Source organism: Clostridium sp. MF28 (assembly GCF_002969175.1).
Classification (GTDB): domain Bacteria; phylum Bacillota; class Clostridia; order Clostridiales; family Clostridiaceae; genus Clostridium; species Clostridium beijerinckii.
In genome coordinates, this window is sequence record NZ_CP014331.1 from 1529118 (window position 1) to 1550312 (window position 21195).

The following is a 21195-nucleotide window of genomic DNA, read 5'->3' on the forward strand; positions in this document are numbered from 1 at the left end:
ATTGTAATTTAAATTTGCCACCATCCTGACACATTTGGCTATTATAATAATATTATAAAGATAATAAAAACTTTTTTTCATAAATTTTTTCCCCTATAAATATAAGTCAAAGAGTAACATTCATATCCCCGTTATGACATGTTACTCTTTATTTCATTTCAAGTAATTATTAAACTCATACATGATTTAGTGATATTAAATATCTAAAAATCACAAATTCACTTTTCCCATACAGTGCAATTTCATTTTCTATCATCTATTATCTTAATTTATAACGTCAGAAATCAGCTTATTTATATAATTTTAAATTGTCTCCTTGGTTTTCAATCCACAAGTTTAAAAGTTCTTTTAAATCCTCAACCTTTTCCTTATCTGTAGCACCTTCATTAGATTCGAGTTTTTCAACAACTTTAAACTCGAAGGCACTTTCCCCATAAGCTGCCCAATCTTCCTTTAATTTTTTAGATTTAGCTCTCCCCAAATTTAGCTGAAATTTGATTGATTCAAAGGGCTTATATAAATTTGTACATATATCTACGAAAGAATATCCATTAACAGTATTATAGATTTGAATTATTCCCATTTCTATTTCTTGTTGCTTATAATTATTTATTATCTCTTTTTTATTCATTTTATCCATAATAACTTCCTCACATTTCTTATAATATTTACTTCCATCATCATTTCTTCCCAAGTATCCATAGTCTACTAAGTATCGCCGTATTATTGCGTCATCCTCATAAATAGGCTTAATAATTCTCTTTACTTCAGCTTCCGTATACTCTTTATTTGGTTCAAACAAATTAGCAAACCTTGGTAATAATGCTTTTCTTTTTTCCTCTTTAGCCGGAAAACTTCTAAGTTTTGGATTCGCTATTTTACTATTTCCATCGTCAACTAACTCTATAGCTGCTAAAAAAGCTCTTGCTTGTCTAGCCCTTTCTCTTAGTGCAAATCTCATATTTCTTACTGTTGATTCTGCACATCCAAGCTTAATCCCAATTTCTTTATTACTATACTTGTTTGACACCATTTCCAAAAGCTCTTTCTGAATTTCAGTAAGTCCAGTATATTTCTTATCAAGCATCAGTATTCTGTCCATAGGGCTCCCATGCTCTGCTGTATGAGTACTTATATCATTACTATTTTTACCTGTATGTTTCCCGCATATCAAACAAATAAATTCTGCTTTTTTGCTATCCCATATGTAACCCCTTTTAAAATCGTCAATAGTTGCATCACGAATAAGCTCTTTCATTTTCTTCTCCTTGTCTATTAATTCAATAGACATTTTATCATTTTAATATATGTATGTCAATTTTACTGTTTAAAATTGGTTAATGAAATATCTTATAAATATCTCATTAACCAACTTACAAAGACTATTCTATAGGTTAATACATCAAGCTAACTCATAGTCAGCCATTATATTCAGAATTATATGTTTAAAGGATTTATTGTTATTATTAAATTTCAAATGCATAGAAGTTCATAAAGAGAGATATGATGAATTTTACATAAAGAAGTTTTTAGCGTTAGCGTTGTAGTCACTGAACATCAAATAAAAAGAGCTGACTATGTATTATTTAATCAGCTCTTCCTTAGGTATTTTTTATATTTTATGTTCGTCATTGTTAAATAAAACCACTTTGTTTCTTCCAGTATTTTTTGCTTGATATAATGCTGTGTCAGCCATTTCAAGCAAATTATCAATTTGAGTTGTCGTATTAGGATACGATGCTATTCCGATTGAAATTGTAATTTTTATAAAATTATTGTCTGAAATATAAAAATCATTTTCTTCAATCTTCTCCCTTAGTCTTTCCGCAATCTTAACAGCTTCAGAGTCTGAACAATCTAATAATATTACAGAAAACTCTTCCCCTCCCATTCTAGATACAACATCATAAGTCCTGCATGTATCAAGAAGAATTAAGGCTAAACTCTTTAAAATAGTATCCCCTGCATTATGGCCATAAGTATCATTTATTTTCTTAAAAAAATCAATATCTATAAACAACATAGATAGATCTTCTTCTTTTCGTACAGCCCTCTGAGAAATATTGTTGAAACTGTTGTCAAATTGCCTTACATTATTCAAGCCAGTCAAATAATCTTTTGTTGCCTCATTTCTTAACTTTTGATAAATTCTAACTGTTTCAAATATGTAGTCCGCGTATTTAATTGAAATATACGATACTATTAAATATCCAGAAAAGTATAAACTCACTGTTTTAAAATCAAATGTAATATTTTGAGGTACTGTAAATGATGAAATAACTGATGCTATAACAAAGAAGATCATAGAATAAATATATTTACGTTTTTTTGATATCTTTAATAAAGAAATAATTCCAAATCCGATCCCCATAGCTAAAGCAATTGCTGATCCAATTAGTGATATATCAGACACTCCCAAAATTAAAGATCTAAAAATAGCTATCAAAATAGAAGAAATAATTGAAGAGAAAAATCCACTATAAATAGCAGAAAATAAAATTGGTATGTACCTAAAATCAATAAAAGTATCTGGTGTAATATGTACACTGTTTATCATCAGTATCACACCTAATATCCCGCTATAAAGTCCCCATAAAAACTTACTTTTCAATGACATATCTTCAAAAATTCTTTTATTTCTAAGAAGATGCTGAGCAATACTCATAAACGCTATTAAAATACATGCATTTTGAAAAAACTCAAGAACCATAATTTATAACCCCTTTTTCATAAATTTATACTTGCTTATCAAACAAATTTAATATTTCTAAAATACCCCATTATAGATATCAAACTTTAAAACTATATTTATGTGATAACTTACCGAAACCATAAATATTTTGATTACGAAAAGCTCTGAAAATACATTTATGATTTCTAGTGAAGATATTAACTTAAAGTTTTAGCAACTTTGTAAATACATTCATCTAATAGGTTGAATTCTTAAATTGGATATCTATATTTAATTCTCGAAATCAATTCTATATGTTGTAATAATAAATTTACATTGAAAATTCCAATTAGGCAAGTCATAAGTTAAGACCAAAATGTAGAAATTCAATTGCAACATATATATTAAGTAATTTTTATATCGGATCTTAATTGCTTATAATATAGGTATCAAAAACAAAAGATATACCTAAACTTTAATCTTTGTGAATTATACTAGAAATTGGATACATGTTTGTGAAAGCGGCATTTGAAATTGAGTTGTGATAGTTCTTAGTTGAAGGTTGTTCCATTTTCTGCTTGTCCTAAACTTGTTTTTGGAGCATGCAGAAATGGGTTCAACCTTTCACTTAGAACTATCCAGCTAAAATTTCACTAGTCCGCTGGAACAAATTTGTATCTAATTTCGGTTCTGCCATACATAAATATGATTTTAAATTGGATACCTATATTAAAGGTTACTGAAATTATAAGTAATACAAAACTTTTCTATTATATACTTCTTTAAATATCTTATTTATGATTTATCAAATTACCAAAAATATATAAAATATTAATGTGAATATTATAAGGCTGGCAAAATTATATGTGGTAAATTTAAACATATATTTTTTCCCATCATATTCTTTAGCATAAAATTTATACGATATTAAGCTTGCAAGCGAGGCAATAATTGTTCCCATACCTCCGATGTTTACACCGACTAATATCTCTTTCCAAGAATTTGTGAATTTTGATAGCAAAATTGCACAAGGAAGATTACTAATTAACTGACTAAAAAATATTGAATAAAAGTATACACTTGTACTATTTGTTAATGCTTTCTTCATTAATTCATCTATAGTTGTCATATTAGATAAATTTCCTATCGCTATGAAAAAGCACACAAAAGTAAGTAATAAAAAATAGTCTACTTCCTTAAAGAGCTTTTTTTCTATAACAAAACTAATAATTAAAGTTATTATAAAAGCAACTCTATAATCAACTATATTGAAAACTGAAAGTAATATAAAAATAAACAAACTACAATAAATAATTGCGCTTTTTTTATCTTTAATTTCTATTTTATCTAAATCATATTCCAAATTTACATTTGAGATCCTGCGATTGAGAACAAATAACCATATTGCACCAATTATCACAAAAAATATTGTATCCCTAAAAAAATCTAACATTCCAACATCAAAAAAAGAAAATAAATATAAGTTCTGTGGATTTCCCATTGGAGTAAGACTACTACCAATATTCACAGCTAAAGTTTCTAAAATTATTATTTTCATTGGGTTAAACTTCGCTTTTTGAGCAATAATCATAGTAAGCGGTACAAAAGTTATTAAAGCCACATCATTTGTTATAAACATTGAAGAAAAAAAACATAGAGATGTTAATATTAATGAAACCATTCTAAGGTTTTTATGTTTTATTAATATTTCAACTGCTATCTTATCTAATAATTTTAACTTTTCAAATGCAATTATTACTATCATAAGATTAAACATTAATATTAGTACCTCAAAATTTATATAATCTATTTTGGGCATAGAAATCAGAGACGTACCTAGTGCCAAAAATAATGATATAGTAAAAACTATTTCTGTTTTTAAAATTGATATAGCTTTATTCCAAAGCTGTTTTATATTCATAAATTCCTCCCGACACTTATTTCTAGATTAACTATAATCTTGTTAATCTTAAGCAAATTACAACTAAACACTCACTTTTATTCACATGCTGACGACATCCATTCCAATACCCCCATAAGTGCATAATTGCATGAAAAAGCTTGTCCGTTTGTACTAGTAACAAGTTAAGTATTTCTTCTTACCCCTGTATATTAATCCCAGCGAACATACTTTAGTATTATAGCATATTTTACAAATATCACATTACACGATTTTAAAAGAGTATTTATTATTTACTACGCTAAATCTTTCATATAAAAGCTTCTATCTCTAATGTCATAATAGCTAGGCATCAAATAAATTAATAAAAGAGCTGACTATGTATTGTTTATCAGCTCTTACTTAGGTATTTTTATATTTTATGTTTCTAATTATTTTATCCAACCTATAATTAAGAAATAAGGACACCAATATACTCCACAGAATATCTCATAATGGATAAAAGAAATATTACTTTTTCTTATCTTTTTCTATTTTGTGTCTCTCTACAAACCTTCCCATTAGGAATGCAATTACGCCAACTCCAATACCTGTCTGCACGCAGAAAAGCAGGCTCTCCACCTCTCCTGGCAATTCTCCACCAATCCAAGTTTCCATAACTGGCTTAAACCACGGCTTGTACTCAGTACCTGTAATTTCAGAAACTACTTTACTTCCAGCATCGTCAGAACCACCAAATTCAGCTCCTCTTAATGTGAATAATGGAATAACAGCAATTAATGCCGCAATAATTAGCAGAATTATAACTGTTTTCTTAGTCTTTGACATTAATTTTCTCCTCCCTTCACTAATCCAAGGCCTGTTAATTCAGATTTTGCATATGTTTCAAGGCCAATTATAATAACAACTGTCAAAATACCTTCTATAACTGCAAGCGGAACTTGAGTTGGTGCAAATACTGCAAGGAATTTAGCTGCCGATACAATAAATCCGCCGTTTTCAGATGGATATGCAAGTGCAAGCTGGATACTTGTTACACAATAAGTGAATAAATCTCCAATTGATGCAGCCAAGAAAATGCCTACATATTTATTAACTTTTAAAGCCTTACATAATCTATATATTCCATAAGAAACAAATGGCCCTGCAATAGCCATAGAAAATGTATTAGCACCCAGAGTAGTGATTCCCCCATGAGCAAGCAGTATTGCCTGGAAAACAAGTACAATGATTCCTAAGATACTAACAGCGCTTGGCCCAAATAATATTGCACCAAGTCCAGTACCAGTCATATGTGAACAGCTTCCTGTTACTGATGGTATCTTTAAAGATGAAAGTACAAAAACAAATGCTCCAGCCATAGCCAAAATTGTAATTGCTCTACGATTTTCAGCCAATGTCTTCTTAATTGATAAATAGCCTATGGCTATGAATGGAATGCAAATAACACCCCATATAATGCAAAATTGTGGCGGAAGATAACCTTCCATAATGTGCATTGCATTTGCTGCTGGAGCTACTCCAAAACTCAAAGCAAATGCTGCCGCTAGAGCGACAATTCTCTTTTCTTTCTTATTCATTTTTCTCCCCCTCAATAAAACTTTAATATTTCTAATATTAAAGTCTAAATAATAAAATAATATAAATTCTTATTTGTAATATATCTGCTTTTTTTATATGCCAAATAATCTTATTTGCAGGAAAGTTCCGTATTGCAGAATAGCTGCTTTATATATATGTGAAATGATCTTATTTGCAGCATAGCTGCTTTATATATATGTGTGGAAATTTCTATTTTTAAAGCATTTCTTTAAATTCTTTTATACTTTTAGGATATGATTTTATATCCTTTAAAATATTTTTTTCTATAAGAGATTCATAAACCTCAAGCAAGGTTGGTTGTTTCAAATTTGCTTGTTTTAAAATTTCCATGTTTGTAAAAATCTCTATAGGTGACCCATCTGCAATGATTTTCCCCTCATTAAAAACAAGAACTCTTTCAGCCCATCTATATGTAAAATCCACATCATGTGTAGATATTAACATTGTCTTTCCTTCTGTCCCAAGTTTCAATAAAACGTCTTCTAACATCATTGCATTTAATGGATCTAGAGCTGCTGTTGGTTCATCAAAGATTATAATTTCTGACTTCATTGCAATAATGTCAGCAATACTTACACGCTTCTTTTCACCACCACTTAAATAATGAGGTGGACGATCCTTTAAATGAGAAATATTCATATATTCTAGTGCTTCATCCACCCGTTTTAATACTTCATCTTTTGGAAGTTTCAAATTCATAGGTCCAAATCCAACTTCTGCTCTAACTGTAGATGCAATAATTTGATTATCAGCATCTTGAAACACTATTCCTATATTTTTTCTAAGTTCCGTTAAATTCTTTTTATTTATAACAGTATCTCTATAGATGATTTTTCCTTGTTCTGGGGTAAGTACCCCATCTACATTTAAGAAGAATGTGGATTTTCCTGAGCCGTTAGAACCAACGACAGCTATTTTCTCACCTTCATAAATATCTACATTTACCCCATTTAATGCAGACTTTCCATTTCCGTAAGCATAATGGAGATCTTCAATTTTTAATATTAATTTTCTCATAATCGTTCCTTTCTAAGCATATGAAGATACATAGAAAATTTAAAAATCTTCTTGTATGCAGCATAACCTATCTTTCTAACAAAATGTTCTTATATAAAACATATCTACGCTTTCTAGATAAATGATCTTATGTGTAGCATAGCTACCTTTTCTAAAAAAAAATGATCTTATGTGTAGCATAGCTACCTTTTTTAATGTGTATATTTTTCTTTGAGCTAGGCAAGGATGCAAGTGGATTTATTATTTTTTGAATGTGCCTTACCTTGTAAAATACCAAATTAAAACCAAAAACATTATGAATACTACTGCTAAGACAATCTGCATAACTTCTACATTTTTATCTTCCTCTAAAAATACAAGGTCCCCATCATAACATCGTGATTCCATTGCATCATAATAAGCATTTGCTTTCCTAAGTGAAATAATAAGCATATTACTTGCAATGCTCCCAAATGTATAGCATGAAGTTTTAAAATCACAATAACCTTGACGTGACTTTGCAGAGTTTTTCATTTTTGTAAATACATCCATTAAGATAAATATATAGCGATAAATAAGACTCATTAATTCTACAATAAGTTTTGGCACATGTGCCTTTCTAAGTACATAAATAATCTCAGAAGTTGGAGTCGATAAGGTCATCATCTGCAGAGCACTTATAGCTGCAAAAATCTTCAAAATTAAAAACACCATTTTCTTAAGCTGAACAGTTGAAGTAAAAACATAGCCAAACCCAAGATATAAATTGCACTGCCCTATTGGCTGCTTTGAAAAATCAATAGCAATGGTAAAAGTGCTAAGTAAAATAAAAGTAATTGGAATTGCCAATATTGACAGGTATTCAGCTGCCGGAATTTTCCCTTTAATAACTGTAAGATAAGCCATTGCAATTATCACGGTAGCAGATACATATGGATTGTTAAATACAATGCAAAGAACAAGCGTCAAAACTGATAAATACACTTTAAATTCAGCATTCCAATGTCTAATCTTTGAAGCATATGCATAAAAATCAATTGAATATCCCTCTCCATGTTTATGTCCAATTTTATGATTATGTTTATGAACTCGCTTCCTATTATCATTCATATTTTGATGTTTCCATATAAATACTAATAAGAAGATAGCCGCCAAAAACACAGCGCATAAAATAATTATTTTTTCCATACCTCATCTCCTTCGATTTTCTATCTATATATGTTGCAATTCACAATTACAGCTAAAATTCTTGCAATACTTTTATAATTATGATGAAGAATTATTTTTGCAATATATATATTTGCTTATGTACAAATTAGCAATTAAAGTTTGCTAGTTATATATGCGTACTACGGCATAATATGTGATTTATTATAGCTTGTCTGTAATTTTCATATATTTTTCTGCAAAATAAAAAGTCCTTCTAACAGAAGTGTTAAAAAGACATAATAACAAAACATATTTATTCATATAAAATATGTAAATAAATTTTCATTAAAACGCCCCCTCTATCACTCGTAGAGTTTAGTCACATTAAAAAGATAACAATTCAATATAATAGCTTATTTACTATCATACTTTATCGTCACATGCACATAATACTCCTCTATTAGATGCATCTATCTCCTCATCTGACGAAAAATTATACATCACTTAGACTTGCTATTTTCTTTAATGTGCCCTTTGGTGCAAAACATAGGCAGGTCTTCTGACTTAAGAATCATCATTTAAATACGCCTTCCCTATTTTTAAGTGGCATCCAATGTATTTAAACTCCTCTAATACAGCTACGGGATAGTTTAGGAATTTCACCTAATTCCCTTTTAATTAATTAAAAATCATTTTAAAAATTCAATTAAATTGATTTTAATTAAACCTACATTTTATTTATAAAATTTTTCTAATTTACATTTATATTCATAACCATAACATTTTTAGTAAAAAAAATCAATTCAATTTTATACTGTATAGATATCCAAATTTAAAATTATATTTATGTGTGGCAAAACCGAAATTAGATACTCTTTTGTGCAGTGTTACATTAGAGAATATGTTGCAAGCATTTCTTCATCATAAGTTGTTCCATTTTGCTTGTCACGAGCTTGTCTCGGGAGCATGCTGAAATGGTGCAACTTATGCTCTTAGAAAGCCTCAACTTATTCTCAGTAACCGAAACAACAGAGTACCTGTCCTTTCGGTAAGTTATTGCATAAGTCTAAGTTTTGTTTTGGATATCTATATATTGTTAAACTTCTGTATACACTTATACCAGAAATACATATATTTTTATAACCTCAAAAGCCATAATATTCAGAAAATGTTTGAAGATGCATCTTATATATAAAGTATAAAATAAAAATTTTATCAAATAATATTATAGAAATAAACTTAAGGAGTGATTAATATGAAACATAACGAAAGCATTGGATGTTCTGTAGCAGATTGCAAATATCATTGTAAAGAAGACGATTACTGCACTTTAGACAAAATTAAAGTAGGTACTCATGAATCTAGTCCTAAAAGTGTAGAATGTACTGATTGTCAGTCTTTCGAATTACACTAATAAAGAATCTATATTTTAACTACAGATTCTTTTTAACCTAAGAAAATAATATTATTATTAAATTCTTACTGAAAATAGAGATAGCATTCCTGGGTGTTCGCTATCTCTATTTTTGGCTAAATAATAGAGATATTCTAAATATTCCTTCCTAATTTATCTTCATTTGCATTTCTTAATAGTATTTTTTAATATAAAAATCATCGTGTTCAATTATGCAAAATAATACGTATTAATTACCATTTCTTATGGCCCATTTAAAAATAAAATGCAGCCAACTCAATGACTGCATTCCTTATATATAATTTTTTCTTTTGCAATGGATTTATATTATTTTATCATACTACTATAAAAAGTTCTATATTATCTATCAATCAATTCTTTCTTAACATATTCATTAATAGTATATTCTTCTCCTTCAAATATCTCTGTCAAGTGTAGTATTATTTCTTGTTCTTCTTCTGGAAGATCTCTTATTGTATCTATGGTTACATCTTTCATAAAATAAAATCACCACCTTGATGTTATTATGAGATATTATATTACATGAATCCAAAATAATCCATAGTATAAATACTGGAAATTTGCTAATGCTATAAATGCTAATCTTTTATAGCTTGGCAGGTTGCCTAAAGACAGTAAATTAATTAATAGTTTACTGTCTTTTGTTCTTTTTTTAGGCCTGCTTAATATACTTATAATAGCTGAATATCTTTTGTATCATATATACCTAAGGGATTATATATCATGTATAATCCCTCCTCGTAAAAAACTTATCAAACATAGATTTGTTAATTACATATAGATAATCCAATTATAAGTTAGATTACACCATGAAATATATCCCAACTAGAAATGAGTAATATATTTTTGTGGAATGTTTCATTTGTAATTTTGATGGATGTAATTCATTTCGGCGAGTTATATGCATAAGTTCAGGTCTTAGTTGGGTTATCTATATACGGCCACAATAAATTAAGCTTCCTATATTAATTTATTATCTTTTCTATTTTGTAACATTTCTCTTGGTCTACAATATATTAATTAATATAATTGACATTTTCTCAATGCACATTATTTCTTAAAAGAAATAAACAGAAAATATTATCACCTTTCATGTTTATTTTTTAATATAAAAAAGCAGTAGTTGGTGACCTCCTGACTACCGCTTTTGTAAATAGAAAACAGAATTTATAAGTAAAATATATACAAGATCAGCAAATGCAAGCTACGTCTACTCACTACAATATTATATTTATATCTAAGTAACGCCCATTACATATCATTTAATTTGCTGTCACAACAATAGAGTTGTACTTCCCATCCTTCTAAAGGTGGATCTACTACATAATTTTCGTCAACATAACTTCTTATAAATTGCGCAGCTCTCTTCTCGGCATATTTTGCATTTAGCACATTACCTTCATCATCCATTTCAATTACGTTAGCAAAGATTGCATATGCTTGTTCCATAGCACTTGGTTCTTCAAATATACACGAATAATCAATCCCATCTAACAACGGATAACCTACAGTTCCATTTACAATCCAAAATGAAAAAGTTCTTAATGCTCCACTAAATGAATGACTTAATTTTTCCAAACAAATACCTCCTCCTTACACATGATCAATTCATATGTTCATTGTTCATATATAGATAAACAATATATAACTTAGACTTATGTGATAACTTACCGAAATCATAAATATTTTGATTCCGAAAAGCTATGAAACTATCGCTGAAGGTTCTAATCATCCAGTTGTATTCAATTTCGGCTTATATCCACATAAGTTCGACTCTCATCGATGAACCCTATAACCTCTATAAATAAATTATAATATACATTGTTTCTTTACCTGATAATTAATATATTCTTTGAGTTTTATTTCAATTTATTAAATTTTTAACCTGCATTACTGTTAAACCTGTTTTTTCTGCTATGACTTCTGCATCTAAAATATCCATAAGCTTTTTAGCTATGTTTATTCTTTCTTCCATTCTCCCCTGATTTTTAGCTTCATTTATTTTATCTCTTTCAAATTGTTTTTCAGTCTCTTTACTTCTCCAAAATGATATTGCTTCTGAATCAGTGCTCATATATTCAATTCCCTTTTGTGTTATTTTAACTTCCATTTCTCTCATTATCCCAAATTTCCCTTTGTATTCTAACATTCCAGACTTAGTGAGTTCTCCTATCCTCCAAAATATATAGTCATCAGAAATTTTCTCTTCACTATATCCCATTACACTTCCAACAATTCTTGCACATTTTCTAAATTCATTTTCAGTATACTTCAATATATTTATATCAAAATAATCTTCACTTACAGCTTCTACCTTGCCATCCTTAAAAATACGAAGTATTGAATTATTATCCTTTAATGATTCCCACTGATTAATTAAATCACTATATTCTTGATATTCAATTTTCCTTCTTATTTCTATGAATCCTTTTAACCCCTCAGTACTAATTTCTGCTGCCGCTCTATATGTACGTATAATTCCATAATCCTCATAAATTTTTTCTGAAACATTCACAAAATATATATTTTCTATCTTATCTTTCAATAATTCTAAAGTATACATCATTCCACACATATCACTGCTGCATTCCCCATACCATAGATAAATTACTTCTGTATCCTTAATGTTTGAAATTTCTTTACAAAATTCCTTATAAGCTTTTTTAAGATAATCAATTTCTTCTAAGTAAATTCTTTCATCTTCTTTATTAATACTATCTAACCATTCTAATCTCTCGCCTAAATTTATGCCATTTTGGATTATTCCAATGGAAATATCATCAGGAAACACTATAACTTTTTTCCCTTCAAATAATTTTTTCTTTTTAACAGCCTGTCTTAAACTTCCTCCCGCTGATTGCGAAAAGCATATATGTATAATACTCTCCATACTCCACCTCTAATAATTCAATATTAATTTTAAATATATGTGTTGTAATAATTCTTCGAACATACAACTCCATTACCACCACTAGCTTCAAACCCGCATTTTTCAAGCATATTCTGAAGAATATATATTCTTCTCTGGTAATATTCTAAAGAATATATATTCTCGAGAATAAATATGGTAAAGAATATTAGAATATTCTCTTCCTAAAAACTTAATATCAATTAAAATATTTTGCTTCAAAATTAATTCTTTATATCACATGATCTATGATGAATTATACTATTTCTTATTTATAATCCTCACTCATTTTTTCTGGATTTTTCTTTCGATAAAAGATATATATTGAATAAAATCCCTAGCGCTCCAATAACACCTGATAAAATATATATCAAATCACTTGTTTTTTCATATTTCAAATCCTGTCTTGTCCTCTTCTGTAATTTCTCTAATTACTTTACATGGTACACCCGCAGCAATTACATTGGCTGGAATGCTTTTTGTAACAACGCTACCAGATCCTATAATTGTATTATCTCCAATTGTTACCCCTTGATTTATATTAACGCCTGCTCCAATCCATACATTACTGCCTATGTTTACAGGTTTTGCATAACAACCTCCTGCTACTCGTTCTTTTGCATATGTTGCATGATTAGATGTATAAATTCCAACTCTTGGACCGAATAAAACATTATTCCCTATGTTTATCCCTCCACCATCTAACATTACGCAATCGAAATTGGCATAAAAATTATCTCCAATTGTAATATTAAAACCAAATTCACATCGAAATGTTGGTTCAAAGTGGACTCCTCTTCCAATACCTTTCAGTAACCTTTTTAATATTTCTTCTCTTTCATGCTGAGGCTTACCAAAACTATTATTATATTCGTTTGTAAGAAATACAGTTTTCTCTCTTGCCTCAATTAATTCTGTCGTTAAATCATTATACATTTTACCAGATAAAATTAATTGTCTCTGTTCTTCTAAATTCATAATACCCTCCAACCATACTTTAGGATTTTTTAAATATTCTTAATTATCAAATAACAAGCTAGCTAAATGCTTTGCTTGCTTCCCACCAATCTTAAGTCCCTTGACACAATAATGACAGTAAGCGACCACTTTATCAGTAGTAATATTTTGGCAATGTTCACGCATCAACCTCTCTTGCTCTTCACTTGTTGTAGGAATAAATTTTCCATCTGCATTTTCAACAAATCGTTTCGGTGCTAACTTCAAATTTCGTTTTGGTGCTGGTGCATGCAAAGATACTCCGCAGAACTGTGTTTTTTCATAGTTCTCATCTTGCTCCACAATATCTACATTCATTTTCTTCAATAACCCACGGACAGCATCTTGCTCTGAACGGTTATCATAAGAGCGCCAACAATCTTGTAATGTCATTTTTTCATGTGAATAATCTGGGAACTTAAATTCTTCATCATTCAAAATAAGTTCCCAAAGCGAAATCCTCTTCACTTCCTTCATAGTTTCCTGAAAAATAGCAGCACAATTATGACAAACATATACCATTGTACTATCCTCAGAAAACTCCTTATAATGTGGAGTAGCTCTCCAACGTGGTTGCATCCATTCCGGCATATCAGCCGTAAATTCCTCGACCTTATAATTTCGAACACAGCACCTTATAATAGGCATATCAAATCTCTGTTTTAAATAGTCTTGAATTTTTCCGCTAAGTTCTGGTTCTTCTCTTGTAAAAGCACAGCTTGCCACATAAGTATAGTTTTCAGTATTCATAATAAAATCCCCTCCATTTATTGAAACACTCTTGATTATATTTGAATAATAAATCTTAACAATTCTAAGATTGTACTAATTTCATTATTAAAATCCAAATGACTCTAAATCTTATTATCTCTCAAATTTTATGATATAGTATTGCTTCCCATCTTAAGTAAATTATAACATATATTATTTTTTGCGAAATATATTCTATAATGATTAATCCATCAAATTGATTTCTCTTTTGATTAGCATATTTTTCAACCTATCAATCTAAAAATACAACTTACAAAGCTAGCTTTGCATCTCACTTCAAATCTATTGAATAGTGAAATTCGCTGACATATACTATAAATATAAAGCAAGGAGGGACGTGGAAATGAAAATTATTATTGAAAATATCCCTGCTGGATCGGAACCAGAAATAATAATAAAATGTAACGAGCCTGACGAATCATTACTACAATTAATTTATTCTCTCAAATCATCTTCAAAAAAGCTTATTGGATTTACAGATTTACAAATGCATATTATCAATCCTAAAGATGTATTTTATTTTGAATCTGTAGATAATAAAGTCTTCATCTACTGCAAGCAAAAAATTTTCCAATCAAGACTTAAGCTCTACGAAATTGAGTCTGAATATGAGAACAGTGATTTTTTTAGAGCATCAAAGTCAACAATTATTAATATTTCTAAAATAGAATCTGTTAGCCCAATTTTCTATGGTAAATTTGAAGCATTACTACAAAATGGAGAAAAGATATTCATTTCAAGACAATATGTTCCTGTATTTAAGAAAAAATTAGGATTATAAATAAGGAGGTTATACTATGAAATTTATTGGTTATTTAAAAAATTCTTTAAAAGATTTCTTTATATCTAGCGGATTCCTAATGATCCTTATTACAACGATTTCAGCGATTTATTCAAAGGAAACAATTGAAACTTCACAACTTTTTCAAATTATGTTATTCTCATTGGCGTACGTATTTTTCAAATTGGCTTTTATAAATAAAAACGATATTAATAAAAAAGTTCGACTAATTACTTTTAATGTTTTCTTAACTCTCTCAGAATTAATGATTTTATTATGGCTGTTGTTTTTTAGCCCAGGTAAGGTTATGAATATTAATTTACTTCTAGCATATATCTTTGCATTAGTTATAGTAAAATTTTTAGTTTATACTATGATGAGCATAAATGGCGAAAGGGAAGCAAAGCTTATAAATAAAAAATTAATTCAATACAAAAGCGAAAAAGATTAATAATATTTTTATTATTTATGTATATTATTTTAAAATTATGCTAATAATTAAAATACGTTTCCTATTTTCAATAAATAAAGAGATAGCCTTATTATCATTCACATGATCTTCTGCTATCTCTTATTTTTGTTATTTAGTAAATTTACTAAACAATAAATATTCTTTTAACAATTAACGACAATTAATATTTCTTACACAATCTAAAGCTTTTTGCTTTGTGTTTTCGCATGCTTCCCTTGCTCCCTGCTCGTATCCTTTACAGTATCCATCTTCACGTCCAGCTTCCACACCATCACAATACCCTTTATTACGTCCTTGATTATACGCATCTTCCAATGCATCTTTTCCAGGGTAATCCATTCTTGGACAGCACTCGGCATCGTCGCTAAGAGTTCCTTCGCAATTAATAGTATACATTATTCCAAGATCATCACAATCACAGCACTCTTTGTTACTCATCTTTTTCTCCTCCGTAATGAATAATAAAATTAAACATTTATATTTGACAGTGTAAATTTATTTTTATATCTATTTCTTCATAGCATAGTTACACTATCATTAAGTTATGGTACATAAGAATCTCTCTACAATTCCATACTATGTATTAATTTATGATTTGCTATAAAAGAAATAATGAAAATATCAATTATCTTACTAATTTTTATCACATTTTTATTGCCAGATAATATACTAATGGAGTGGATATATTTTCATTATTAATTCTTAATCTCATACTAATGTATGATATAGAACATTGTGTTTCCTAAAAGACAAAAGCAGTAGTTAGGACCTCCCTCTCTACTGCTTTACTAACTTTTATCACGAGAAGTGATATATATACATAAAAATAAGCAGTAGTCAGGTTACCCATTTCTACTGCTTATTTTATTAGAATTCCTCGTAAACTCTAGGATCTTGATTAGTTGTACGACCATCTTCACGAGAAAGTCCAGAAATGATTTTCATTTCATCTTCTGATAATTCAAAATCAAAAATATTAAGATTATCTAATTGATGCTCTTTTGATGATGCTTTTGGAAGTGGAATTGCCCCTAATTGTATATGCCAACGTAAAATTACTTGTGAAATAGATTTTTTATGTGCTTCAGCAATTCCAGCAATTTTCTCGTCTTTTAACATACTATTACCTCTTCCAAGAGGGCTCCAAGATTCTGTAAGTATACCATGTTCTTTATTACAAGCACGTTGCTCTTCTTGATTAAAATAAGGATGAAGCTCAATTTGATTAATACTAGGAGCTACACCAGTTTCTTTTATTAAAGTCTGTAAATGTTCTGGCATGAAATTGCAAACACCTATTGATCTAATTAAGCCTCTTTTCTTTAATTCAATCATTGCCTGCCAAGCTTCAACATATAAATTAATTCTTGGATTAGGCCAATGAATAAGATATAAATCATAATAATCTAATCCAGCCCTAAATAATGACTCTTCAACTGTATTAATAGCTTCTTTATATGAGTGATGACGACCAGGTAATTTAGAAGTAATTATAAGCCTTTCTCTTGAAACAGAGCATTTCCTTACTGCTTCTCCAACTGCGCCTTCATTTTCATAATTAAATGCTGAATCAATTAATCTATATCCTAAATCAATTGCCTCTTTGATGCTATTAGCTCCTTCTATACCATTTAGACTGTATGTCCCAAACCCAATGCTTGGCACTTTAAGCCCATCATTTAATGAATATTCTGTAATGTTCTCTACCATAAATTATCAATCTCCTTTAAGTTTACAATATTCTCATAAAATTTAATAACAGCTTGTATTGTATCTTTATTTTAACGTTTACTTTATTATAGCATATCTTTGATTCTTTACAAAAAAATGGAGAGCATAAAATTATTTTCACGCCATTGAGATTATTTTATATCTATATTTCTAATATCCATGTAGATTTTATTTTTGGTACTGCTAGCATAATAAAAATATTTCTTTAATTTTAGGTTTACATATTATTAAATTATTCTCTTATATATTATGAAAACAAAAATAAAGGAGTGATTCACTTGGATCAAATGGTATTAAAAACCCAACAATGGTTAAATGGAATTTACAAGGATAATTCTAATTACAAAATAATTCCTGAGGATGGGGCTACTGGCTGGACAACAATAACAGCACTAACAACTGCTCTGCAGATTGAACTTGGTATATCTACCCCTAACGGAAGCTTTGGCCCCGCAACAAGAAGTGCATTTGAAAATTTATCAATTGACTCTCAGCCACAAAATGACTGGTCTGAATCCGCTATTATATCTTATCAGCATAAAATATTTATTCTCCAAGGAGCATTATTCTGCAAAGGATATAACCCCGGCGGATTTACTGGTACATTTGGTACAAATACAGAAGCTGCTATAAAACAACTTCAAACTGATGCTGGATTATCTAATGCAAATGGTGTTGTTGATAGTATTTTAATGAAATCTTTATTATCTATGGATGCTTTTCAAATGCTTACTTATGGTGAATATAAGGACAAATGTGATCAAAAAATACGTACTATTCAACAATACTTAAACAAAAATTATATTTCAAATACTTCTTTTAGTATAGATATAGGCTTAGTACCATGCAATGGAATTTATGACCGTTCTACTAATAAAGCCTTAATTTATGCTCTGCAGATTGAGGAAGGCATTTCTACACCAAATGGAGTATTTGGACCTTCAACTAAAAGTAAATGTCCTGTTTTATCATTAGGAAGTACTAAAACTAAATTTATATATTTACTACAGTTTGCTTTATATTGTAACGGTAAAGAATTTGATCCTAATGGATTTGATGGTGGTTATGGAAATGGAGTTAAAAATGCAGTTACAAAGTTCCAAAGTTTTTGCGGCTTAAATGCTGATGGAATTGCTGGAAGCCAAACCTTTGCATCACTGCTTGTAAGTACTGGAGATAACACTAGAAAAGGTACTGCCTGCGATTGTTCAACTACTATTACAGACGCAATTGCGGCTACTCTTAAATCTAATAAATATGAAGTAGTTGGCAGATATCTTACTGGAAAATTTAGAATGACCTCATCTGAATTAAAAATTATATTTGATAATGGATTAAGAGTTATTCCAATCTTTGAAGTTGGAGGATACAAATTAAGTTATTTTTCATATGAGCAAGGTGTCTTCGATGCAGACTCAGCTATATTTGCTGCAGCCCAATTAGGTTTTACTAAAGATACAATAATATATTTTGCTGTTGATTTTGATGCACTAGATTCTGATGTAACATCTAATGTATTACCTTATTTTAAAGCAATAAGCGAAAAATTCACTAACGCAAATTCCATCTATAAAATAGGTATATATGCACCTAGAAATGTATGCAGCAGAGTGCAAAATGCCGGTTATTCTTGCAGTAGTTTCGTATGTGATATGTCTACTGGCTTTAGTGGAAATCTTGGATATCCACTTCCAAAAGATTGGGCATTTGACCAAATTTCAACCGTTACTTTACATGGCAATGCAGATATTGAAATTGATAATAATATTTCTTCTGGAAAGAATCCAGGTGTTAATAGCGTAGTTCCAGTCGATATCTTAGGAGCACTTAATGATAACAGTTTTGCCAAACTATTTGGCGTTGAATTCTCAACCCCTGATGCAGAAATAGAAATATTTAATAATGCATTTGTTAAAATCGCTATAGGAGCAGCAGTAAAAGCTGCCTTAGGAGATGACTCAAAAGTTATAAAATTTAAAGGTGGTGAATTTGATGGTGCCGATATACAAACGCCTCTTGATAATCTTAAAGCATCTTTAAATAAAGATAATATTGAATTGTCAACAATTCTTGCAAAAGCAAAAGATATGGAACTATCAATTAAAACATCAACTAATGGTACTAGTTTAAAGATTGAGCTTGAAAATTCATTTAACGTGCCTGAACATGATACATTTTCTCTTTCAGAAACTTTATCAATTGAATTTAGAGTAGATAAAGATAAATTGCTTGAAGATCTTAAACTTGCTGCAAGCAGCGTAGTTGATTTTGTTAAAGAAAATCCCGCTATAGGTGTCATAATATGCATTGCAGTTGTTGCTGCTATATTACTTGCACTTCCTGAAACAGCTTTAGGTGCTGCAATTATATCTGCTTTTTCAGAAGCAATTGAAGCAATTTCGGCAGTCATTGCAATTGCATAACTTTACTTTATAAAATATCAAAAACCTCCTCAAAATTGAGGAGGTTTTATAGAATTTAAAACTAAACCAAATCAGGATAACTATATTTTAATTCTAAATTTGTATTCTTAATAATAGTATCTAAAAACAACTTCTTATCGTCCATTGAAGAAAACGACAATATAGGTATTACTAAACTTTCACCATTCATTGTAGGTATAAAAATATATTGTTCTAATAAATACAAACCTTTTATGGAGTTCCAATTATGAATTTTCTCTGAAAATCTAGTATTAGTTTTTATTCCTTTTTCTATAAATTTTAAATGCGTTGTCTCAAATGTATCTGTTAATTTATTTGTTCCATATATTCTTAGAAATCTTCTTCTTAATGATCTGTTAAATATTTTTTTTCTAAAAAAGAAGAATATAATGTACATAATAATAATAGTTACAGTGTATAAGGTACTTCTAAGTAAAATCATCAATCCAAGCAGTATAAAAAAAGCAAGTACAGCATATGCACGAATTTGCTGTTTGTAAGTTTTTGTGTTAACAATATACTTCATATTAAAAGCTATTAATTCATCCTTTGAAATTTTAAACTCTATCTCCATAATACCTCCTATTTTGTGGCTTATTCTAATCTTAAAAGTATTAGATTAAATTTATTTATTTAAAACAATCTTCATATTATCTTTTAAATTAGTTTTATCTACTTGAACTAATATAACCCATTTCCATGTACCATCAAAACCTTCTATTCCATCAACTTGTGCAACTGATGATTGTTTTAGGTTTACTGTTAAAGTATCATTGCCTACATTTATACTTTCAACTCTATATCCTTGTACTGAACTATTTACGGAAGGTATTTGTAAGTATAAAATTGCCATTTCTTTATCAGGTGATTTCATTGGAATTTCTCTTGGTGTAAAATATTTATCTTTAAACCTTTGAAACTCTTCATTAGTCAACATTAGAATCGTATCTTGCTGAATAGCTTGTTCTTCATCAGTTTTACTAAACCCAATTACATTAGAATAAAATTCTTTAAATGCTACATTTTTATTTGTCGAGCATGCAATCAAAAATTGAAACATAATTATGGTAGTAAAGATTAAAAGCAAAACTCTTTTCATATTATACTCCCACCCCTATTAATTTCATTTTTATATCTATGAAAATGATTCAGAAAATGTAGACATAGCATATATGTATAACCCCAAAACAATTACACTTATAATACCCATTGAATAAAAAATCACTTTCCATATTTTACTCTCATTCAAATTCTTCCCCCCAGTATAAAAATCTATGATTAATAATATTAATTACTATTCTGAACCAAATCTCTGTTCCATATAATGATTATTATAACA

General features: G+C 29.1%; 20 protein-coding genes and 1 riboswitch. Of the genes, 4 read left to right on the forward strand and 16 right to left on the reverse strand.

The window, feature by feature from the left end; genetic code table 11:
- Positions 1 to 289: 289 nt before the first annotated feature.
- From AXY43_RS06840 to cbiQ, 7 genes are all read right to left on the reverse strand, one after another.
- Positions 290 to 1258 (reverse strand): DUF2087 domain-containing protein, encoded by a 969-nt coding sequence (locus tag AXY43_RS06840; protein ID WP_105411266.1) that lies wholly within the window; start codon positions 1256 to 1258, stop codon positions 290 to 292.
- 354 nt (positions 1259 to 1612) lie between these two features.
- Entirely contained in the window at positions 1613 to 2710 is a 1098-nt protein-coding gene (locus AXY43_RS06845; protein ID WP_023974588.1) for a GGDEF domain-containing protein, read from the reverse strand.
- Between the two features lie 766 nt (positions 2711 to 3476).
- Complete coding sequence (locus AXY43_RS06850; protein WP_023974589.1) at positions 3477 to 4592, reverse strand: SLC13 family permease; 1116 nt, start codon at positions 4590 to 4592, stop codon at positions 3477 to 3479.
- Between the two features lie 489 nt (positions 4593 to 5081).
- Positions 5082 to 5399: an energy-coupling factor ABC transporter substrate-binding protein gene (locus AXY43_RS06855; RefSeq protein WP_012059874.1), complete on the reverse strand. Its 318-nt coding sequence runs from the start codon at positions 5397 to 5399 to the stop codon at positions 5082 to 5084.
- Positions 5399 to 6151: an energy-coupling factor ABC transporter permease gene (locus AXY43_RS06860; RefSeq protein WP_105411267.1), complete on the reverse strand. Its 753-nt coding sequence runs from the start codon at positions 6149 to 6151 to the stop codon at positions 5399 to 5401. Before AXY43_RS06860 ends, AXY43_RS06855 begins: the two co-directional genes overlap by 1 nt.
- Before the next feature lie 217 nt (positions 6152 to 6368).
- The gene (locus AXY43_RS06865) at positions 6369 to 7190 is read right to left on the reverse strand and encodes an energy-coupling factor ABC transporter ATP-binding protein (protein WP_039773779.1); all 822 of its coding nucleotides are present in this window, start codon (positions 7188 to 7190) and stop codon (positions 6369 to 6371) included.
- Between the two features lie 258 nt (positions 7191 to 7448).
- Positions 7449 to 8357, reverse strand: a complete 909-nt coding sequence (gene cbiQ / locus AXY43_RS06870) for a cobalt ECF transporter T component CbiQ (protein WP_181246129.1) — start codon at positions 8355 to 8357, stop codon at positions 7449 to 7451.
- Positions 8358 to 8852: 495 nt separating this feature from the next.
- Positions 8853 to 9022, reverse strand: a riboswitch (cobalamin riboswitch).
- 551 nt (positions 9023 to 9573) lie between these two features.
- On the opposite strand from cbiQ, the gene AXY43_RS06875 reads away from it, so the two are divergent.
- Positions 9574 to 9732: a DUF1540 domain-containing protein gene (locus AXY43_RS06875; protein WP_023974593.1), complete on the forward strand. Its 159-nt coding sequence runs from the start codon at positions 9574 to 9576 to the stop codon at positions 9730 to 9732.
- A 360-nt stretch (positions 9733 to 10092) separates the two neighbouring features.
- Here the strand turns inward: AXY43_RS06875 and AXY43_RS27705 are convergent, their stop codons facing one another.
- From AXY43_RS27705 to AXY43_RS06895, 5 genes are all read right to left on the reverse strand, one after another.
- On the reverse strand, positions 10093 to 10230 hold the full coding sequence (locus tag AXY43_RS27705) for a hypothetical protein (RefSeq protein ID WP_170816510.1): 138 nt from the start codon (positions 10228 to 10230) through the stop codon (positions 10093 to 10095).
- Between the two features lie 774 nt (positions 10231 to 11004).
- Complete coding sequence (locus AXY43_RS06880; protein WP_023974594.1) at positions 11005 to 11331, reverse strand: DUF7677 family protein; 327 nt, start codon at positions 11329 to 11331, stop codon at positions 11005 to 11007.
- Positions 11332 to 11617: 286 nt separating this feature from the next.
- Positions 11618 to 12643 carry a DUF1835 domain-containing protein gene (locus AXY43_RS06885; RefSeq protein WP_105411268.1) on the reverse strand — a complete coding sequence of 342 codons (1026 nt, stop codon included), beginning with the start codon at positions 12641 to 12643 and terminating at the stop codon, positions 11618 to 11620.
- Positions 12644 to 13048: 405 nt separating this feature from the next.
- Positions 13049 to 13639, reverse strand: a complete 591-nt coding sequence (locus AXY43_RS06890) for a sugar O-acetyltransferase (protein WP_017210179.1) — start codon at positions 13637 to 13639, stop codon at positions 13049 to 13051.
- A 39-nt stretch (positions 13640 to 13678) separates the two neighbouring features.
- Positions 13679 to 14383: a hypothetical protein gene (locus tag AXY43_RS06895; RefSeq protein ID WP_242986314.1), complete on the reverse strand. Its 705-nt coding sequence runs from the start codon at positions 14381 to 14383 to the stop codon at positions 13679 to 13681.
- A 388-nt stretch (positions 14384 to 14771) separates the two neighbouring features.
- Between AXY43_RS06895 and AXY43_RS06900 the strand changes: the two genes are divergently transcribed.
- Together AXY43_RS06900 and AXY43_RS06905 are read left to right on the forward strand one after the other, a co-directional pair.
- Positions 14772 to 15209: a LytTR family DNA-binding domain-containing protein gene (locus AXY43_RS06900; protein ID WP_041898677.1), complete on the forward strand. Its 438-nt coding sequence runs from the start codon at positions 14772 to 14774 to the stop codon at positions 15207 to 15209.
- A gap of 16 nt (positions 15210 to 15225) precedes the next feature.
- On the forward strand, positions 15226 to 15660 hold the full coding sequence (locus AXY43_RS06905; RefSeq protein WP_023974599.1) for a DUF3021 family protein: 435 nt from the start codon (positions 15226 to 15228) through the stop codon (positions 15658 to 15660).
- 171 nt (positions 15661 to 15831) lie between these two features.
- Here the strand turns inward: AXY43_RS06905 and AXY43_RS06910 are convergent, their stop codons facing one another.
- Together AXY43_RS06910 and AXY43_RS06915 are read right to left on the reverse strand one after the other, a co-directional pair.
- Complete coding sequence (locus AXY43_RS06910) at positions 15832 to 16119, reverse strand: hypothetical protein (RefSeq protein ID WP_012059888.1); 288 nt, start codon at positions 16117 to 16119, stop codon at positions 15832 to 15834.
- Between the two features lie 429 nt (positions 16120 to 16548).
- Positions 16549 to 17391 carry an aldo/keto reductase gene (locus AXY43_RS06915; RefSeq protein ID WP_023974600.1) on the reverse strand — a complete coding sequence of 281 codons (843 nt, stop codon included), beginning with the start codon at positions 17389 to 17391 and terminating at the stop codon, positions 16549 to 16551.
- Positions 17392 to 17699: 308 nt separating this feature from the next.
- On the opposite strand from AXY43_RS06915, the gene AXY43_RS06920 reads away from it, so the two are divergent.
- Positions 17700 to 19835, forward strand: a complete 2136-nt coding sequence (locus AXY43_RS06920; RefSeq protein ID WP_242986318.1) for a glycoside hydrolase domain-containing protein — start codon at positions 17700 to 17702, stop codon at positions 19833 to 19835.
- Between the two features lie 61 nt (positions 19836 to 19896).
- On the opposite strand, the gene AXY43_RS06925 is transcribed toward AXY43_RS06920, so the two are convergent.
- Both AXY43_RS06925 and AXY43_RS06930 read right to left on the reverse strand, forming a co-directional pair.
- On the reverse strand, positions 19897 to 20430 hold the full coding sequence (locus tag AXY43_RS06925) for a YcxB family protein (protein WP_023975170.1): 534 nt from the start codon (positions 20428 to 20430) through the stop codon (positions 19897 to 19899).
- Positions 20431 to 20481: 51 nt separating this feature from the next.
- Positions 20482 to 20955: a hypothetical protein gene (locus AXY43_RS06930; RefSeq protein ID WP_023975171.1), complete on the reverse strand. Its 474-nt coding sequence runs from the start codon at positions 20953 to 20955 to the stop codon at positions 20482 to 20484.
- Positions 20956 to 21195: the final 240 nt, after the last annotated feature.

What these genes read in the sequence shown, in the direction of transcription:
- AXY43_RS06865 (WP_039773779.1), bottom strand. Translation starts at nt 7,190, where the DNA reads ATGAGAAAATTAATATTAAAAATTGAAGATCTCCATTATGCTTACGGA.
- AXY43_RS06840 (WP_105411266.1), bottom strand. Translation starts at nt 1,258, where the DNA reads ATGAAAGAGCTTATTCGTGATGCAACTATTGACGATTTTAAAAGGGGT.
- AXY43_RS06925 (WP_023975170.1), bottom strand. Translation starts at nt 20,430, where the DNA reads ATGGAGATAGAGTTTAAAATTTCAAAGGATGAATTAATAGCTTTTAAT.
- AXY43_RS06910 (WP_012059888.1), bottom strand. Translation starts at nt 16,119, where the DNA reads ATGAGTAACAAAGAGTGCTGTGATTGTGATGATCTTGGAATAATGTAT.
- AXY43_RS06885 (WP_105411268.1), bottom strand. Translation starts at nt 12,643, where the DNA reads ATGGAGAGTATTATACATATATGCTTTTCGCAATCAGCGGGAGGAAGT.
- AXY43_RS06855 (WP_012059874.1), bottom strand. Translation starts at nt 5,399, where the DNA reads ATGTCAAAGACTAAGAAAACAGTTATAATTCTGCTAATTATTGCGGCA.
- AXY43_RS06845 (WP_023974588.1), bottom strand. Translation starts at nt 2,710, where the DNA reads ATGGTTCTTGAGTTTTTTCAAAATGCATGTATTTTAATAGCGTTTATG.
- AXY43_RS06920 (WP_242986318.1), top strand. Translation starts at nt 17,700, where the DNA reads ATGGTATTAAAAACCCAACAATGGTTAAATGGAATTTACAAGGATAAT.
- AXY43_RS06905 (WP_023974599.1), top strand. Translation starts at nt 15,226, where the DNA reads ATGAAATTTATTGGTTATTTAAAAAATTCTTTAAAAGATTTCTTTATA.
- AXY43_RS06875 (WP_023974593.1), top strand. Translation starts at nt 9,574, where the DNA reads ATGAAACATAACGAAAGCATTGGATGTTCTGTAGCAGATTGCAAATAT.
- AXY43_RS27705 (WP_170816510.1), bottom strand. Translation starts at nt 10,230, where the DNA reads ATGAAAGATGTAACCATAGATACAATAAGAGATCTTCCAGAAGAAGAA.
- AXY43_RS06900 (WP_041898677.1), top strand. Translation starts at nt 14,772, where the DNA reads ATGAAAATTATTATTGAAAATATCCCTGCTGGATCGGAACCAGAAATA.
- cbiQ (WP_181246129.1), bottom strand. Translation starts at nt 8,357, where the DNA reads ATGGAAAAAATAATTATTTTATGCGCTGTGTTTTTGGCGGCTATCTTC.
- AXY43_RS06850 (WP_023974589.1), bottom strand. Translation starts at nt 4,592, where the DNA reads ATGAATATAAAACAGCTTTGGAATAAAGCTATATCAATTTTAAAAACA.
- AXY43_RS06930 (WP_023975171.1), bottom strand. Translation starts at nt 20,955, where the DNA reads ATGAAAAGAGTTTTGCTTTTAATCTTTACTACCATAATTATGTTTCAA.
- AXY43_RS06915 (WP_023974600.1), bottom strand. Translation starts at nt 17,391, where the DNA reads ATGGTAGAGAACATTACAGAATATTCATTAAATGATGGGCTTAAAGTG.
- AXY43_RS06890 (WP_017210179.1), bottom strand. Translation starts at nt 13,639, where the DNA reads ATGAATTTAGAAGAACAGAGACAATTAATTTTATCTGGTAAAATGTAT.
- AXY43_RS06860 (WP_105411267.1), bottom strand. Translation starts at nt 6,151, where the DNA reads ATGAATAAGAAAGAAAAGAGAATTGTCGCTCTAGCGGCAGCATTTGCT.